This is a genomic window from Aliivibrio sp. 1S128 (assembly GCF_001691065.1).
Classification (GTDB): domain Bacteria; phylum Pseudomonadota; class Gammaproteobacteria; order Enterobacterales; family Vibrionaceae; genus Aliivibrio.
Genome location: NZ_MAJV01000102.1, coordinates 33,309 through 50,536, shown reverse-complemented (window position 1 = coordinate 50,536; position 17,228 = coordinate 33,309). Strand labels below are relative to the sequence as shown.

The window sequence follows — 17,228 nt, the reverse complement described above, 5'->3', positions numbered from 1 at the left end:
AATTGTCGCCTTTTTTGTATCTGTAATTTGTACCAATGCCATAATTACCTGTGCATTATTACCTTGAACTAAGTATCTATTCCTTTTCGATAATCGACTATCACTAATGTTTACAATTAGCTTGTATAAACTATCTAAAAAAGAATATGTATTTATTATTTTAGGAGTTACCTATGAACCTTACTCACCTTCCAACCATCAGTGTATTATCTGATAGCGTTACGATTGCCCAACTTGATGATGTAAAGATCGTACGCATCATTCACAATAAAGCAGAAGCCGCTATTTCATTACACGGTGGGCACGTATTATCTTTCACACCAAAAGGTCAAGATGACCTGATTTGGATGAGTAAAGACGCTATTTTTAATCCTGATAAAGCGATCCGTGGCGGCGTTCCAGTATGTTGGCCTTGGTTTGGCCGTATTGAAAATCCAGCTCATGGTTTTGCTCGTAATAGTGCTTGGGCATTAATCGAACATCGTGAGAATGAACACGGTGTTATTGTGGTTCTTGGTTTAAAAGCATCAGAAGAAACTAAAGCTATTTGGCCTTTTGAGTTTGAAGCACGCTTAACTATCGAAATTAGCGATGAATTACTTATTACTCTAGATGCAAAAAATACAGATGATAAAGCATGGAATTGTTCTGGTGCACTTCATACTTATTTAAATGTTGCTGATATTAACACGACAACAATTACCGGTATGGGATCAAGCTATATTGATGGCTTACTGGAAGGAAAAGTATGTTCGGGCGGTGATATATTATCGATTGATGCGGCTGTTGACCGTGTTTACACTCAGCCAGAAAACACAGTCCTAGTCTCTGATACACAACGTACATTGTCTGTTACTAATTCAGGGCACAATGCAGCGGTTATCTGGAATCCATGGATTGAAGGCGCTGAATCTATGGGTGACATGAACAATGATGGTTATCAAACTATGGTGTGTGTGGAATCAACCTATCATGCAACAAGTCTTGAAACCGCTAAAGTTATCCCGCCTAATGAGTCGTTTATATTAACAACTAAAATTAAAGCTTAAGATAATATACTTAGACGCCAGAAACAAAAACGGAAGCACTTGGCTTCCGTTTTTTATATCATCTATTTTAATAATAAGTCGATGCTGAAATTATCTTTCCCAGTACGACTCTTCTAACGAATCTTCACGCTCTGGTAAACCACGAGATAAACGTGGTGAATGCTGAGCTAATACTTCAAAACTTACGCGGTTTGAGTACTTACATACCTGAGAGAACGAAGAGTATGTTAGGTATGAGTGCTGATGCTTACTTGAGTTAGGTACATTATTACGGTGATAATGGTTTGCTGCCATATCGTGTAATAAAGCCGACAATGCCCCATCACCTGCCCCATTGGTATTCTTGATTTTTTCTGGGCCACCCATGTATGGTGAAATATGAGAATACACCTTCATTGGATTTTCACAGCTTTCTTTAATCGCAGGACGACTAAATTCATATTGGTTGAATTCCGCAATCGTACCAGGAAGCAATGGCAAAGAAGTTTCACGCTTTGCTTCGTCTTCAGTATAACCCGCCATATACAGCCCTACAGGGCCTGCTGTGCACAATACAAGATCAACCCATTCAAGAGCCTTATCTGCTGCTTCTAGAGGATCTGAAGCGCCAGTAAGCGCCTCTCCTTCCTCTTCATTCATAGCAACCACTGATACATGATTTTTTAGAAAGTCACGCCAGTATTGTGGGTCATCTTGAACAACAAACTTAGTGCCCATAGTCAATACTACTGGTACGTCATGCTTTTTCGCGTACTCAATAGCTTGCATCGTAGCAGCTGGCATTGGGTCGCCATCTTTACAACGAACTAAATAAGCAGTCAGTACTAATGCAGACGCATTTTTAAAGATTTTCTCTGGAATGCTTTCTGCACGAAGTTGGTTCATGTCACCTTCGCTGATCGCAAACGTACGCTCACCGTCTTGGCTAATAAGCGCAAAGCAACGACCAATTGCACCAGGAACGGGTTGAAGATAGTTCAGATCCATTCGGCTAGACGTATTACATAGGTAACGGTATGAATAGCTACCAATATGAATGTCTTCACTCATCACACCTAACAGTGTCGATTTATCATCCGCTAATACTGAATAGTTGTGAAGTGTGTTACCAATTGTACCACCAGCAAATTCATTGGTGATCATGTTGTTATCTTTAAGCTCGTTATAAAGCATTTCCGCTTTATCATTATCGATAACCAGTGAGTGTCCTTTACTCAAGCCATACTTTTCAATAAAAGCATCGTCAATTCGAGCTTCAATATCCACTAACGTTTGATCAATACCGATAATGTGCGTACGCGACATTTTTTTGGTTTCTTGAGCTTGGCTAACTAATGGATCACGAGCGTGAACTGGGAAATAATGCTTGGATTTACGCTGACCTGGAAATTTCATAAAATAATCATTCAACTGGCTAATGGAAGAAGTGCGAAGTTTAGCCGCTGAATAACTCTGCCGCAACTACTGATATTAGCCTCAACGAAAGGCAAACGTTTGCTCTTTCTATTTGTTGATAGCTCTAGCCTTATAGAGGACATTCGTGATAATTTATGAGCGTATTTTTTAAAGGTAACCACCATGACAACTGAACTAATTAGCTACGATGATGTAATTGAAGTCGCTTACGATATTTTCCTTGAAATGGCTCAAGACAATCTTGAACCTGCAGATGTTGCACTATTCACTCTTCAATTTGATGACCGCGGTGCCGCTGAAGTTGTAGATACTCGTGATGATTGGGCTGAGCACGTTGGCTTTGATGTTGATGGCGAAGTATACGCAGAAGTTCTAATTGGCTTAGTCAATGAAGAGTCTGACGTATTGGATGATGTATTTGCTCGTATGCTAGTAAGTCGTGATCCTGAACACAAGTTCTGCCACATGTTATGGAAGCGTGATTAATCTCACCAAGCTTAGCATTTCATACTAAGGAGCATTTATTTGCTCCTTTTTTATTACTCTTTCTAATTGAATATCTCACTTAGCACCCCCATTATTTCTTTATGCTCACAAACTGCTGATAGCAGAAAATAATAAAGGAATACCATGTCTCAATTTCAATCTCGATGCCCATCGTGTAATGGACTCAATCGCCTTCCTATTGAACGTATTAATGACACAGCTACATGTGGTCGTTGTAAAGAACAACTATTAGATGGAAAACCATTAGAGGGTACGTCTGATAATCTCGCCGCTTTAATGAACAGTGATAAACCTGTTGTTATTGATTTTTGGGCCCCGTGGTGTAATCCATGTGTTGGATTCTCTCCGGTATTTGAAGACGTTGCAGCTGAACGCAATGGCCAAGTTCGTTGTGTAAAAGTAAATACGGAAGCTCAACAACAAATTGCTGCACAATATCAGATCCGCTCTATCCCTACGATTATGGTCTTTAAGAACGGCCAACGTGTAGATATGATTAATGGTGCATTACCAAAAGGTCAATTTGATCAGTGGCTAAATCAAGCACTGCTTAAATAGCCAATATAAAACTTAAACAGCAGACAAACAAAAGCCGCTTTATGACTTAGCATAAAGCGGCTTTTTAGTGTTTATCTAGTCTATGTTATAGAACAGATTAACCGATGAATTCTACACCGTTCATGTACTTACGTAGTACTTCAGGGATAGCAATCTTACCATCAGCTTGTTGGAAGTTCTCTAGGATAGCAACCATTGTACGACCTACAGCAAGACCTGAACCGTTCAGTGTGTGAACCAATTCTGGTTTCTTCTCGCCTTGACGACGGAAACGCGCTTGCATACGACGAGCTTGGAAATCCCACATGTTTGAACAAGAAGAAATTTCACGGTACGTTTCTTGTGCTGGAACCCACACTTCTAAATCGTAAGTTTTACGAGAACCGAAGCCCATATCACCAGTACAAAGTACCACTTTACGGTATGGAAGTTCTAGTAGTTGAAGTACTTTCTCAGCATGACCTGTTAGTTCTTCAAGTGCTGCCATTGAATCTTCTGGTTTCGTAATTTGAACTAATTCAACTTTGTCGAATTGGTGCATACGAATAAGACCACGAGTATCACGACCGTAAGAACCCGCTTCAGAACGGAAACATGGTGTGTGAGCTGTCATTTTCAGAGGTAGATCAGCTTCTTCAGTAATGGTATCACGCACCATGTTTGTTACTGGAACTTCAGCTGTTGGGATAAGTGATAGCATCTTAAGAGGAACATCACTTACTTGCTCTGTTAATGGGCTTGTGTGGAATAGATCTTCACCAAATTTTGGTAATTGACCTGTGCCATATAAGCTATCGTGGTTTACTAAGTACGGTACATACATTTCCATGTAACCGTGCTCTTCAGTATGAAGATCAAGCATGAATTGTGATAAAGCACGGTGAAGACGAGCAAATTGACCTTTCATTACGATAAAGCGAGAGCCTGAGATTTTAACTGCGCTTGCAAAATCAAGACCATCAGCCATTTCACCCAGCTCAACGTGATCTTTCACTTCAAAGTCATACGCTAGAGGATTACCCCAACGCAATACTTCAACGTTTTCTTCTTCATCTTTACCGTAAGGTACAGAATCATCTGGAAGGTTTGGTACAGACAAAGCGATAGTTTCGATTTGTTGTTGAAGATCAGTAAGAGCTGCTTTTGCTTCATCTAGATCAGAACCAAGTGTTGCAACGTCAGCCATAATGCGATCGGCTTCCTCGTGATCGCCCTTCGCTTTTGCTTGACCAATGGACTTCGAACGGGAATTACGCTGCGCTTGAAGCTCTTCAGTTTTTACCTGAAGGGACTTACGTTGTTCTTCAAGATTGCGAAGTGTCTCTACGTCTAGCTTAAAGCCACGACGTGCCAGTTTCTCTGCTGTTTCATCCAGCTCTGTACGAAGTAATTTTGAATCAAGCATTTGTAATCCTATGCCTTATGGTCATTGTGCGTTCAAAGTAAACGAACTCACTTAATAATAAAATTTTGTGCAGTTTTTAATTCTAAACTGCGATTTGAATAAGATACCGAAAATGCCCTTTTATTGGTAGCGTTTTAAGGTACTGTTTTGATCTAATTTGGCTAAATACTCTAGCTTTTCGCTAATTTTGGTTTCTAGACCACGTTTTGTTGGAAAGTAGTACTTACGATCCTGCATTTCAGGCGGAAAATAATTCTCTCCTGATGCATACGCGTTAGGTTCGTCATGCGCGTAACGATAGTCAGCGCCATAGCCCATATCTTTCATTAATGACGTTGGTGCATTGCGCAGGTGATTCGGCACATCGTAATCTGGCGAGTTAATCGCATCCATTTGTGCTTGTTTCCATGCCGTATACACTGCATTACTTTTCGGGGCACAGGCTAAATAGACGACCGCTTGAGCTATTGCCCTTTCGCCTTCGGCAGGACCAATTCGAGTAAAACAATCCCATGCATTCAAAGCGACTTCCATTGCTCGCGGGTCAGCATTACCAATATCTTCGGAGGCTATCGCTAGTAAACGACGAACGACATACAGTGGATCGCCACCAGCCGCGATTATACGAGCAGTCCAATACAGTGCTGCATCTGGATTTGAACCACGAATTGATTTATGAACGGCAGAGATTAAGTCATACCACATGTCCCCTTTATTATCGAAACGCGCTAGCTTTTCACCCGCAACTTCCGCTAATAAAGGTAAACCCACCACTTTTTTACCTTCGTGATTTTCTTCTGCCATATCATGCAAAAGCTCAAGGTAATTGAGTGACATACGAGCATCACCTGACACTAAGCCTGCCAGTTGTGACTTCACATCATCAGGAAGTACAAAATTATCATCATTTAAGCCACGATCTTTATCTAAAAGCGCTTGGTCTATTATCTGAACGATATCTTGTTTTTCTAATGATTTTAATTTGTATACTCGCGCTCGCGATAGCAATGCGTTATTGAGCTCAAAAGAAGGATTTTCCGTCGTTGCGCCAATAAAAGTAATCGTGCCATCTTCAATATGCGGTAAAAAAGCATCTTGTTGGCTTTTATTAAAGCGATGGACCTCATCCACAAACAGGATAGTTCTGCGGCCTGTGGTTTGATTCTCTTTCGCTTTTTCGATTGCAGCACGGATGTCTTTTACGCCAGAAGTGACCGCCGATACTCGTTCCACTTCTGCGTTGGTGTAATTAGCAGCCACTTCCGCTAATGTTGTTTTACCGGTACCTGGAGGCCCCCATAAAATCATTGAGTGGATTTGACCAGCTTCTAGCGCACGACGTAGCGGTTTACCAACACCTAATAGATGTTGCTGACCAATGTATTGCTCAATATTTTGAGGGCGCATTCTAGCAGCAAGGGGACGAAAATCGTCCCCTGCTGAAAAATCTAAACTGAAGTTACTCACGTTTATCCTTTATCTATCATTAGCGTTGATCATCAATATCAACACCCGCTGGCACAGTAAAACTAAAATTACTTTGTGCTGGTTTTTTCGCTTCAAATTTCGTAAAGCTAAAGTCACTACGTTGTCCATCTTGCTCTACAACAGAGAAGCCAGTGACACTGCCTGATGACTGTATATTCACAATAAAGTCGCTTTTTACTGCTGAATCAGACTTTGGAGACACCGTAAACGCATCACCGTTTTGTGTCACAGAATAATCATCCCAATCAGAAGACTTATTACGTGTTAATAATACAAATGGGGTCTGTGTCGTCGCTTTTTCAAGTCCCATCAAGGTAACTTGTTCAACAAATGGATTGTAATACCATAGTGTTTCGCCATCAGTGACTAACAAATTCTCATCGGGAGTCTGTGTATGCCAACGAAACAAATTAGGACGTAGAATTTTCACATCCCCTTCGCCTTGCATTAATACATCCCCTTCAGGGCTCACTACTTTTTGAGTAAATACCGCTTCAAAGCCAGCATTTTGATTCAAACGCTCAGTCAATTCACTTTGAGGAGACGCCAACGCTGCTGCGCTAAATACGCCAGAACTTAACAAACACATAGAAACTAAAAACTTTTTCATCAATAATTTTCACTTATCTAAATAGAAATAATGCCAATTCGATTAATCGCCACTGCCTACTGGAGGTGGGGCTATCACTTCACGGTTACCATTATGGCCCGGAGTACTTACGATTCCATGCGCTTCTAATTGCTCAACAATACGAGCGGCACGGTTATAACCAATTCTAAATTGACGTTGAACCCCAGATACTGAGCCTCTTCGAGACGTCGTTACAAACTCAACCACTTGGTCAAACAATTGATCAAGCTCTTCTTCGCTGTCCGATTTTTCTCCCGGCAGTAATGATTCAGCACCTTGTTCACTTTTCGTAATTGCCTCAATATAATTTGGACGACCTCGTGCTTTCCAATCATTTACAACTGCATGTACATCATCATCAGATGCAAACGCACCATGAACACGAACCGTATGATTAGAACCCGGAGCTAAGTAAAGCATGTCACCCATACCAAGTAGTGACTCTGCACCACCTTGATCAAGAATGGTTCTAGAATCGACTTTCGTTGATACCGTAAATGCAACACGTGTTGGGATGTTTGCTTTTATCAAGCCAGTAATAACATCAACAGAAGGACGCTGTGTTGCAAGAATTAAGTGAATACCTGCCGCACGGGCTTTTTGAGCCAAACGAGCAATCAACTCTTCTACTTTTTTACCCACCACCATCATTAGATCGGCAAATTCATCAACGATAACAATAATAGAGGGTAATTTTTCTAGCAACGGCGGCATCTCATCCATACTGTCACCCGGTTTCCATAACGGATCATGGATTGGGTGACCTGCTGCTGCTGCCATTTTTAACTTATCATTAAAGCCTTGCAGGTTACGAACCCCTAACGCTGACATTAATTTATAACGACGTTCCATTTCACCAACACACCAACGCAATGCATTACCCGCATCTTTCATGTCAGTTACAACTTCAGTTAATAGATGTGGGATTCCTTCATAGATAGAAAGTTCCAACATTTTTGGATCAATCATGATAAAACGTACATCTTCTGGGGTCGCTTTATACAACACACTCAAAATCATGACGTTTACACCAACCGATTTACCAGAACCCGTCGTACCAGCAACTAATACATGAGGCATTTTAGCTAAATCAGCAATAACCGCTTCACCAGCAATATCAAGCCCCATCACTACCGTGGTTGGCGATTTAGCATTTTGAAATATTTCACTGCCAACAACGTCAGAGAAGAAAACAGTTTGACGATTAAAGTTAGGAAGCTCTAAACCTACATAAGGTTTACCCGGAATAACTTCAACAACACGTACCGCCATTGCCGATAAAGAACGCGCTAAATCGGTTGCAAGGCCTGAGATACGGCTAACTTTAACACCCGGCGCTAAATCCAATTCAAAACGAGTGATTACAGGACCAGGGAAAATATCTACCACGCGAGCTTTGATCTTATAATCAGCTAATTTTGCTTCAACTAAGCGAGCAGTATGCTCTAGTGATTCACGAGATTCCATTTCAGCGCGAGTGTTTGGAGAATACAATAGCTCCAGAGTCGGCATTGGTGACGTTGGTTTTGGTAAATTAGGTTCAGAGTTAACTAAAAATGGATTTTGCAATGCCGCTTGTGTCGCTTTCTCTTTTGCGACTAACGCTTGGAATGCCGCTATATCTGCATCTGAATGCGTTGGTTCATCTTCTGCAAAAACCTCTTCAATCACAACCTCACGGTTGAAAGGTATCTCTTTTATATCTTGAGCTGTTTCATCATCCTCAAAAGAAACGTCAACCGCACTCATGTGTAACTCTTCGGCATCTGCAAGTTCAACGGTTTCTTCAATGGCATTAAACGTTGGTAATATAGGCTCTTCTGTCGATTGAATTGCCATTTCTTGTTCTGAGCTCTCAGTTAATGACTCAAGCTCTGGAGATAAATACGCTTTTTCCTCATCACCAATTGAAGGCAAGGTATCTTCAGATAAAATATCAGAACCTAGGTCTTCATACTGGTCATTTTGTTGTTCATTATATTGCGCACTTAGTGATTCAAGATTCTGAGCCTCTAATGTGGTCTCTGAAGGCGCTTCAAATTCAGGTAAATCAATAATACCAATATCTTCAGCACCTACTGCGACTGTGGCAATAGTGGAGGTATGAACAAAAGCTTGTTCTGCATCAATTTGGTTCAATAACGGGTCTTGGTCCAATGCTTCTGTATCTAACTCTGAAATTGTTGCATTGCTACGCATCGCCAAATCAAGGCCATCTTCTAATTCTTCAGGTTCATCTATTTCTTTAAGTAATTCAGAAACCGTTGGTTTGTTAATCACCTCAGATTGGTCTCGTATTTCTACTAGCGGATCTTCTTGTATAGGTGCAAATTGATTTAATTGAGGCTCTGTCACTTGCGGTTCAACAGTATCTAGACTAGACATTGAAAACAAAGGATCATTATCATAATGCTCATTCACTTCAAACGTATTAATGTGACGTTCTTTCGCTGCATTTGGCGAATTAGCAAACATTGACAGTTCACGAGAAGAAATTTTTGGCGTTGCAAACGGGTCGACATCTATATCTACCGCTATATCTTGATGCTCACTTACAACCGTTTCAAAAGAAGTCGCCGGATCACTAGAGACACTTTTATGTTCTACTTGGTATGTTTCATCTTCTGTTTTTCTGAGTTTATTAACTAATTTTCTGACTGTTTCTAAAGTAAAGTCACCCAAATTATCAACAATTGTCAGCCAAGATACCCCAGTAAAAAGCGTAAATCCTGCGCCCCATAAAAACATAAAGATAAGTGTTGAGCCCAGTAAATTCAAAACAGGTGTTGTAATGCTAGTGAGTACATCACCAACAACCCCACCAGATGAGAAGTACCAAAGATCATCGAAATTAATATCAGCCAAGGCGCAGCTTGTTAGGAATAAGATTAACAAACCAAGAATACGTGTCCCAATCATCATCAAATCAAGTTCTTTATCTTGGTCTTCGTCTTTTTTACGAAAAGCAATCCATGTACAACCTAGAAGAACCACGGGTAATAAATAAGCCAATGAACCAAAAACAAAGAAAAGAGTATCGGCTATCCATGCACCAAAAGAACCTCCTGCGTTTTGGACGGTTCCAGCCCAAGAGGTTTGTGTCCATGATGGATCGGCAGGATCAAAGCTAAATATAGACATAGTAATGAAAATAGTGGCAAGTAAACCAACAATAAACAATGCCTCTTGTAAACGTTGATTACCATTCAGTCGTGCCTTCTCTGGCTCTGCAACCGATTCTACTTTTAATGTTGTTAGCTGCATCTTTCGTTCAGCAATTTTTTCTTTAATCTTTGTAAACAAAATACTATCCAATATTACAGTGCTTAGATTTAGTCATCCCTCTTAATATGAATGCATTCGAAGAGAAAAGAAGTAAGGATCACTAAATTTATGAAAATTAAAAACAAGTCGAGCGGCATAACGCCGCTCGTCAATGCTCAAATGCGTATTATAGATAGAATATACCTAATAGCCTTTAAGCTCTTCAAGGTTTTGTAAATTAAAGAATGAAAATTCTCTAATTTAAACCTTTATCCAATTAGCGAGTTTTAATCACTAAATGATTGGTCTGTTTTACTTCTTCCATTACGACATATGTACGAGTGTCATTAACTCCAGGAAGACGTAGTAGTGTATCACCAAGTAATCGGCGATAAGCACTCATATCTGATACCCGTGTCTTTAAAAGATAATCAAAATCACCTGAAACAAGGTGACACTCTTGAATATCGTCTAATAGTTGTACCGCTGTATTAAATTGCTCAAATACATCTGGTGCACCACGATTAAGAGTGATCTCAACAAAAACGAGGAGTGATGCATCAAGATATTGCGGATTCAACAAGGCAGTATAGCCATTGATGTACCCTTGACGTTCTAAACGACGAACACGTTCTAAACATGGAGTTGGCGATAAGCCTACTCTTTTAGATAATTCAACATTCGAAATTCGTCCGTCTTTTTGGAGCTCATTCAAAATATTGCGATCGATACGATCCAGTTCCTTGGATGGTTTCTTATTATCTACCATTTTTTATTCCACCTTATTACTTCCTTGCAAAAAAATATACTACAACTTTTTAATATTTAGCATCAAATTTTGCCAATTACAATCTATACTAGATAAAAATTCGAAACAAAAACCCTACAAGCAGTCAAAATAACTATAACATAGAAGGAAATCAGGATGATCATTGGAGTACCTAAAGAAATAAAGAATCACGAATACCGCGTTGGTATGATCCCAGCAAGCGTTCGAGAATTAATATCTCATGGCCATAACGTTTTTGTCGAAACAAAAGCGGGTTCAGGCATTGGTTTTACCGACGATGATTATATCGCGGTAGGCGCATCCATTCTTCCTACAGCTAAAGACGTTTTTGCTCAAGCTGATATGATTGTTAAAGTTAAAGAGCCGCAAGCAGTTGAGCGTGCAATGCTCCGTGAAGGGCAAATTTTATTCACGTATTTACATCTTGCACCAGATTTTCCACAAACAGAAGACCTAATCAAGAGTAAAGCTGTCTGCATCGCATATGAGACTGTAACAGATTATATGGGTCGTCTGCCACTATTAGCACCAATGTCTGAAGTTGCAGGCCGTATGTCTATACAAGCAGGCGCTCAAACTCTTGAAAAATCAAACGGGGGTCGTGGCTTACTTCTTGGTGGTGTACCCGGTGTTGAACCGGCAAAAGTCGTTATTGTTGGTGGTGGTGTTGTTGGTGCTAATGCTGCTCGTATGGCTGTTGGCATGCGAGCTGACGTCACTATTTTAGACCGTAACCTCGATACTCTACGATCTCTTGATGAAGAATTTCAAGGCCGTGCAAAAGTCGTTTATTCAACGGTAGATGCGATAGAAAAACATGTATTAGAAGCAGACCTTGTTATTGGCGCCGTTCTTATTCCGGGTGCCGCTGCACCTAAACTCGTTACCGCTGACCACATTAAACGCATGAAACCAGGCGCTGCCGTTGTTGATGTTGCCATCGACCAAGGCGGTTGTTTTGAAACCTCTCATGCAACAACACACGCTGACCCTACTTACATCGTCGATGACGTGGTTCACTACTGTGTCGCTAATATGCCCGGTGCGGTTGCTCGTACATCTACTTTTGCTCTTAATAATGCAACACTACCGTACATTATTAAATTGGCCGATAAAGGCTATAAAGCTGCACTTCTTGAAGACAACGGTTTTCTTGGTGGCTTAAATGTGATTCACGGAAAAGTAACGTGCAAAGAAGTCGCAGAAAGCTTTGATTTAGAATATGTTGCTCCAGAAACTGCACTAAGCGCGTAAAATACATATCCTATAACAAAATCATTTGAGGGCACCCATTGCGGTGCCCTTTCTTTACGTTAATAAATTCCCTACAATCATCCCATACTAAGGATGACGAACGCTTCTTGTTCCCACCCTACTTCTGTTTTTTTGATTTTAGCTCGGAGATCCTATGAGCAACGTTAAGCATTCTAAATTATTGATCCTTGGTTCAGGTCCTGCTGGATATACTGCTGCCGTGTATGCTGCACGAGCAAATTTAAATCCAGTGATGATCACTGGTATGCAGCAAGGTGGACAATTAACAACGACAACTGACGTTGAAAACTGGCCTGGCGGCGCTGCAGATATGACAGGCCCTGGCTTAATGGAAGAAATGAAAGCACACGCTGAACGCTTCAATACTGAAATGATTTTTGACCATATCAATGAAACTGATTTCAGCCAGCGTCCTTTCCGCTTAAAAGGCGACTCTGCGGAATATACTTGTGATGCGTTAATCATTTCTACCGGCGCTTCTGCAAAATACTTAGGTTTAGAATCTGAAGAAGCATTTAAAGGCCGTGGCGTTTCTGCTTGTGCTACCTGTGATGGTTTCTTTTATCGTAATCAAAAAGTAGCGATTGTTGGTGGTGGTAATACTGCTGTTGAAGAAGCATTGTATTTATCAAACATCGCGGCTGAAGTGCATTTGATTCACCGTCGTGACACCTTCCGTTCTGAAAAAATCCTAATTGACCGTTTAATGGATAAAGTTGAAAACGGCAATATCATCCTTCATACCGACCGTACGCTAGATGAAGTACTAGGTGATGAAATGGGTGTTACCGGTGTTCGATTAAAAGACACAAAATCTGATGCGACTGAAGATTTAGAAGTAATGGGCGCATTCATTGCTATTGGACACCAACCAAATACGGCAATCTTCAATGATCAACTTGATATGGAAAATGGTTATATCAAAGTAAAATCGGGACTGGAAGGTAATGCTACTCAAACAAGTATTGAGGGTATTTTTGCCGCAGGTGATGTAATGGACCACAATTATCGTCAAGCAATCACCTCTGCGGGCACGGGTTGTATGGCTGCATTAGATGCTGAACGCTTTTTAGATGCGTTAGAAGCAAAAGAAAGTTAAACTGTCTGTCGTTAACGTTAAACCCGAGGTCAGCCTTCGGGTTTCTTTTGCTCATCTTATTTTGTTGATGTGCCTATGATTTCTTATATTCTGATAATAAAAAGAGAAACTCTAGTGCGTGCAAAATAATACAAAACGTAAGCCTTCATATTATGGATAAAAAACAACAACGCGAGTTAGGACAATGGCTCAAGAGTCAAAGTAAGCTTGCAAAAAAATGGCTAACCCTTTCTATTGGGCTTGGTTTCCTTTCTAGTATTTTCCTTATTATACAAGCGGCATTGCTTGCTGATATCTTGCATCAATTAATTATTGAGCAAGTTGATAAATACGATCTTCTTTCGCATTTCATTGCCATTTTCGTTATTGTCGGGATCCGAGCTGCTTGCAGTTGGGGCCGTGAAATTGCAGGCTATCGATGCGGTGAGCATATCCGTATTCATATACGCCAATTAATATTAAATAAACTCCAAGAATTAGGCCCTGCTTACATTAAAGGCAAGCCAGCCGGTACTTGGGCAACCTTGTTATTAGAACAAGTTGAAGATATGCAGGATTTCTTTTCTCGCTATCTGCCCCAAATGTCACTATCCGTATTAATTCCATTTGTCATTCTTATCGTTGTGTTCCCTCAAAACTGGGCAGCAGGTTTAGTATTTTTACTTACCGCACCGTTAGTGCCATTGTTCATGGCACTAGTAGGAATGGGAGCCGCTGATGCTAACCGTCGTAATTTTAAAGCATTGCAACGTTTATCTGGCCACTTCTATGACCGTTTACAATCAATGACCACCATTCGTTTATTTAATAAAACGGCACAAGAAACAGAACATCTTCATGGCGCTTCAGAGATTTTCCGTAAGCGTACAATGGAAGTTTTGCGATTGGCTTTCCTATCCTCTGCAGTATTGGAATTCTTCACTTCGATCTCAATTGCTATTGTTGCTGTGTATTTTGGTTTTACTTTTATCGGTGAGCTTGATTTTGGTCATTACGGTACAACAGTAACGCTATTTACTGGTTTATTTATCCTTATTTTAGCGCCTGAGTTTTATCAACCATTACGTGATTTAGGTACTTTTTACCACGCAAAGGCTCAAGCCGTTGGTGCTGCTGAATCTATTGTTGAGTTCTTAGCTATTGATAGCAACACTCAAGACAATGATAAAGTTCAAAGTCAAAAAGTATCTCAATCCACCACGCTTGATATTGAAGTCACCGACCTCATCGTGACAAGCCATGATGGCAAAACATTACTTGGACCAGTTAGTTTTCATCTTCACGAAGGTTCCCAAACCGCACTGGTGGGGCCTAGTGGTGCAGGTAAAACCAGTTTAATTAATGCCATTCTTGGTTTTTTACCTTATCAAGGCAGCATTAAGATCAATGGCTCTGAACTCTCTGAGTTAGATAAAAAACTCTGGTATCAAGATATCAATTGGGTTGGACAAAACCCAACATTGGTTCATGGAACCATTGAAGAGAATATAACTCTTGGCAAACAAGGGATATCTCAAGAACAATTAAAGTTAGTTAGCCAACAAGCCTTTGCTAATGAGTTTATTGATGAACTGGGTTATCAACACCAAGTGTCTGATCGTTCTGGCGGACTGTCCGTAGGGCAAGCACAGCGATTGGCGTTAGCAAGAGCATTATTGCAGCAAGGTCGCTTGTGGATCTTAGATGAACCAACAGCCAGCCTAGATGCAAAAAGTGAACGTCTGGTAATGAAAAGCCTTAATGAAGCAACTCAAGGTCTAACGACATTAATGATCAGTCATCGCTTGGATCAACTCCATGCTATGGATACGATTCTTGTCATGGACAAAGGCCAAGTCGTTCAGTCTGGTTCGTTTGAAGAAATTAAAGACTCTGGTTTATTTTCAACCATGCTGACTGCAAAACAACCAAAGCAAGGTGATCTTGATGCGTGATTTATTACCGTATATTAAATTATATAAGAAACATTGGTTTGGCTTAACATTAGGCATGATATTAAGCTTCGCAACCTTGTTTGCTTCTATTGGATTACTGACCATTTCTGGTTGGTTTATTTCAGCCTCTGCCATTGCTGGATTAACAATAGCGCGAGAAACCTTTAACTACATGCTTCCAGCGGGTGCGGTACGAGGTTTTTCTATTGGCCGCACTGCTGGACGATGGGGAGAGCGTGTTGTAAGTCATAACGCAACATTTAAGCTATTAACTGAACTGCGTATTTTCTTCTTTAAAAAGTTAATACCGTTAATCCCTGGACGTTTTTCAAAACTGCGTGACGCCGATTTATTAAACCGTCTTGTCGCTGATGTTGATGCAATGGACCACGTATATTTACGTCTTATCAGCCCAATAATTGTTGGTACATTAGGCATTATCGGATTAACCGCTTTCCTTGCGTGGTTTGACGTCGCAGTTGGTTTAACGCTTGGTGCGATTTTATTTTCTCTATTATTAATTTGGCCTACGCTTTTCTATAAGCTTGGTAAAAAAAATGGTGCTGAATTAACTCAAAATAAAGCCACTTTACGCATAAAAACATTAGATTGGTTACAAGGTAATGCTGAACTACGTATCTTTGGTGCAGAAGAACAATACCAACAGCGTATTCTTGATGCTCAAGTAGCCCTACTTTCCAATCAACGCCACATGGCAACATTAACAGGTTTAGCTAATGGCTTACTATTGTTGGCTAACGGTTGGACATTACTATTAATGTTATGGATTTCTGCCGATGGCATTGCAGGAATGACCCCCGACCCAATGGTCGCTATGGTTGCTTTTGCCACAATGGCAAGTTTTGAGTTATTAATGCCTATTGCAGGTGCTTTCCAGTATCTCGGTCAAACATTAAGCTCAGCTCGTCGCTTAAATGAAATCATTACCGCAGAACCTGATACTCTCTTTGATGAAAACGGAGTGACTCAAGAGGTAAAAGGTAACCTAACAATTTCAGATGTTAGCTACCAATACATGGACGCAGAAACTGATGCCGTAAAGCATATTTCATTAGATTTAGTGGCTGGTCAAAAAATGGCGATCGTTGGGCAAACTGGCTCGGGTAAATCCACATTACTGCAACTTATTACTCGCCAATGGGACCCAAAATCAGGAACAATTTCTATTGATGGCGTTCAATTACCAAAATGGAAAGAATCAAGCTTACGTAGTTCAATGTCTGTTGTTAGCCAGCGAGTCGATATACTTAATGGGTCTTTGCGCGATAACTTGAAGCTTGCAAATGATTCAGCCTCCGATGACGTATTAACCCAAATACTTGAGAAAGTAGGCTTACATGATCTCCTCGCTGATGACGGATTAAGTGCATGGCTTGGCGATGGTGGACGCCAACTTTCTGGTGGTGAACGTCGCCGAATAGGTATTGCTAGAGCTCTACTACACGATGCCCCTATTGTTTTATTAGATGAACCCACTGAAGGGTTAGATCAAAAAACAGAACAACAGATCATGTCGGTATTGAATGAACATATTCAAAACAAAACCGTGGTATTTATTACTCATCGCTTAGTAAATTTAGAAGCAATGGATCAAATCTGTTTGATGGACCATGGTGAAATTGTAGAGCAAGGTACGCACGAAGAATTACTTGCGGTGAATGGTGCTTACCATCAATTATGGCAACGTTTTTAATCAATAATCAGCCTAAATAAAATCTTATTTAGATTGATATAAAAAAGCCGATACTGTTTATTCAGTATCGGCTTTTTAGTCTTCGTTTATCGACAAAT

At 40.5% G+C, this 17,228-nt stretch carries 13 protein-coding genes; 7 read left to right on the top strand and 6 right to left on the bottom strand.

Going from position 1 to position 17,228, the window contains the following annotated elements; all coding sequences use genetic code 11:
• The first annotated feature begins 173 nt into the window (after positions 1-173).
• A complete protein-coding gene (locus A6E03_RS12075; RefSeq protein ID WP_065591530.1) occupies positions 174-1,049 on the top strand; it encodes a D-hexose-6-phosphate mutarotase in 876 nt (291 codons plus the stop codon).
• Positions 1,050-1,139: 90 nt separating this feature from the next.
• Here A6E03_RS12075 and A6E03_RS12070 read toward each other — a convergent pair whose 3' ends face one another.
• Positions 1,140-2,444 (bottom strand): inosine/guanosine kinase, encoded by a 1,305-nt coding sequence (locus tag A6E03_RS12070; RefSeq protein WP_065591529.1) that lies wholly within the window; start codon positions 2,442-2,444, stop codon positions 1,140-1,142.
• A 183-nt stretch (positions 2,445-2,627) separates the two neighbouring features.
• Here A6E03_RS12070 and A6E03_RS12065 point away from each other — a divergent pair, with 183 nt between their 5' ends.
• Both A6E03_RS12065 and trxC read left to right on the top strand, forming a co-directional pair.
• Positions 2,628-2,951 carry an HI1450 family dsDNA-mimic protein gene (locus A6E03_RS12065; RefSeq protein WP_065591528.1) on the top strand — a complete coding sequence of 108 codons (324 nt, stop codon included), beginning with the start codon at positions 2,628-2,630 and terminating at the stop codon, positions 2,949-2,951.
• Positions 2,952-3,095: 144 nt separating this feature from the next.
• Positions 3,096-3,530, top strand: a complete 435-nt coding sequence (gene trxC, locus A6E03_RS12060) for a thioredoxin TrxC (protein ID WP_045101658.1) — start codon at positions 3,096-3,098, stop codon at positions 3,528-3,530.
• A 97-nt stretch (positions 3,531-3,627) separates the two neighbouring features.
• Here trxC and serS read toward each other — a convergent pair whose 3' ends face one another.
• The 5 genes from serS to lrp all read right to left on the bottom strand — a co-directional run bounded on the left by serS (position 3,628) and on the right by lrp (position 11,087).
• Positions 3,628-4,935 carry a serine--tRNA ligase gene (gene serS / locus A6E03_RS12055; protein ID WP_065591527.1) on the bottom strand — a complete coding sequence of 436 codons (1,308 nt, stop codon included), beginning with the start codon at positions 4,933-4,935 and terminating at the stop codon, positions 3,628-3,630.
• A 120-nt stretch (positions 4,936-5,055) separates the two neighbouring features.
• Positions 5,056-6,408, bottom strand: a complete 1,353-nt coding sequence (locus A6E03_RS12050; RefSeq protein ID WP_304362657.1) for a replication-associated recombination protein A — start codon at positions 6,406-6,408, stop codon at positions 5,056-5,058.
• A 13-nt stretch (positions 6,409-6,421) separates the two neighbouring features.
• Positions 6,422-7,033 carry an outer membrane lipoprotein chaperone LolA gene (lolA, locus tag A6E03_RS12045; protein WP_065591525.1) on the bottom strand — a complete coding sequence of 204 codons (612 nt, stop codon included), beginning with the start codon at positions 7,031-7,033 and terminating at the stop codon, positions 6,422-6,424.
• Between the two features lie 42 nt (positions 7,034-7,075).
• Positions 7,076-10,318 carry a DNA translocase FtsK 4TM domain-containing protein gene (locus A6E03_RS12040; RefSeq protein ID WP_176703483.1) on the bottom strand — a complete coding sequence of 1,081 codons (3,243 nt, stop codon included), beginning with the start codon at positions 10,316-10,318 and terminating at the stop codon, positions 7,076-7,078.
• 277 nt (positions 10,319-10,595) lie between these two features.
• Positions 10,596-11,087: a leucine-responsive transcriptional regulator Lrp gene (lrp, locus tag A6E03_RS12035; protein WP_045101653.1), complete on the bottom strand. Its 492-nt coding sequence runs from the start codon at positions 11,085-11,087 to the stop codon at positions 10,596-10,598.
• A 156-nt stretch (positions 11,088-11,243) separates the two neighbouring features.
• Between lrp and ald the strand changes: the two genes are divergently transcribed.
• The 4 genes from ald (at position 11,244) to cydC (ending at position 17,130) form a co-directional block, all read left to right on the top strand.
• Positions 11,244-12,362: an alanine dehydrogenase gene (gene ald / locus A6E03_RS12030; protein ID WP_065591523.1), complete on the top strand. Its 1,119-nt coding sequence runs from the start codon at positions 11,244-11,246 to the stop codon at positions 12,360-12,362.
• A 154-nt stretch (positions 12,363-12,516) separates the two neighbouring features.
• The gene (trxB, locus tag A6E03_RS12025) at positions 12,517-13,482 is read left to right on the top strand and encodes a thioredoxin-disulfide reductase (protein ID WP_065600942.1); all 966 of its coding nucleotides are present in this window, start codon (positions 12,517-12,519) and stop codon (positions 13,480-13,482) included.
• Between the two features lie 152 nt (positions 13,483-13,634).
• Positions 13,635-15,416 carry a cysteine/glutathione ABC transporter permease/ATP-binding protein CydD gene (gene cydD, locus A6E03_RS12020; RefSeq protein WP_065591521.1) on the top strand — a complete coding sequence of 594 codons (1,782 nt, stop codon included), beginning with the start codon at positions 13,635-13,637 and terminating at the stop codon, positions 15,414-15,416.
• A complete protein-coding gene (gene cydC / locus A6E03_RS12015; protein ID WP_065591520.1) occupies positions 15,409-17,130 on the top strand; it encodes a cysteine/glutathione ABC transporter ATP-binding protein/permease CydC in 1,722 nt (573 codons plus the stop codon). The genes cydD and cydC overlap by 8 nt, the downstream gene beginning before the upstream one ends.
• The last annotated feature ends 98 nt before the right edge of the window (positions 17,131-17,228 follow it).

Coding starts and splice junctions, on each gene's coding strand:
- A6E03_RS12070 (WP_065591529.1), bottom strand. CDS start 2,444: ATGAAATTTCCAGGTCAGCGTAAATCCAAGCATTATTTCCCAGTTCAC.
- serS (WP_065591527.1), bottom strand. CDS start 4,935: ATGCTTGATTCAAAATTACTTCGTACAGAGCTGGATGAAACAGCAGAG.
- A6E03_RS12075 (WP_065591530.1), top strand. CDS start 174: ATGAACCTTACTCACCTTCCAACCATCAGTGTATTATCTGATAGCGTT.
- lrp (WP_045101653.1), bottom strand. CDS start 11,087: ATGGTAGATAATAAGAAACCATCCAAGGAACTGGATCGTATCGATCGC.
- trxB (WP_065600942.1), top strand. CDS start 12,517: ATGAGCAACGTTAAGCATTCTAAATTATTGATCCTTGGTTCAGGTCCT.
- cydC (WP_065591520.1), top strand. CDS start 15,409: ATGCGTGATTTATTACCGTATATTAAATTATATAAGAAACATTGGTTT.
- lolA (WP_065591525.1), bottom strand. CDS start 7,033: ATGAAAAAGTTTTTAGTTTCTATGTGTTTGTTAAGTTCTGGCGTATTT.
- A6E03_RS12040 (WP_176703483.1), bottom strand. CDS start 10,318: ATGCAGCTAACAACATTAAAAGTAGAATCGGTTGCAGAGCCAGAGAAG.
- ald (WP_065591523.1), top strand. CDS start 11,244: ATGATCATTGGAGTACCTAAAGAAATAAAGAATCACGAATACCGCGTT.
- trxC (WP_045101658.1), top strand. CDS start 3,096: ATGTCTCAATTTCAATCTCGATGCCCATCGTGTAATGGACTCAATCGC.
- A6E03_RS12065 (WP_065591528.1), top strand. CDS start 2,628: ATGACAACTGAACTAATTAGCTACGATGATGTAATTGAAGTCGCTTAC.
- cydD (WP_065591521.1), top strand. CDS start 13,635: ATGGATAAAAAACAACAACGCGAGTTAGGACAATGGCTCAAGAGTCAA.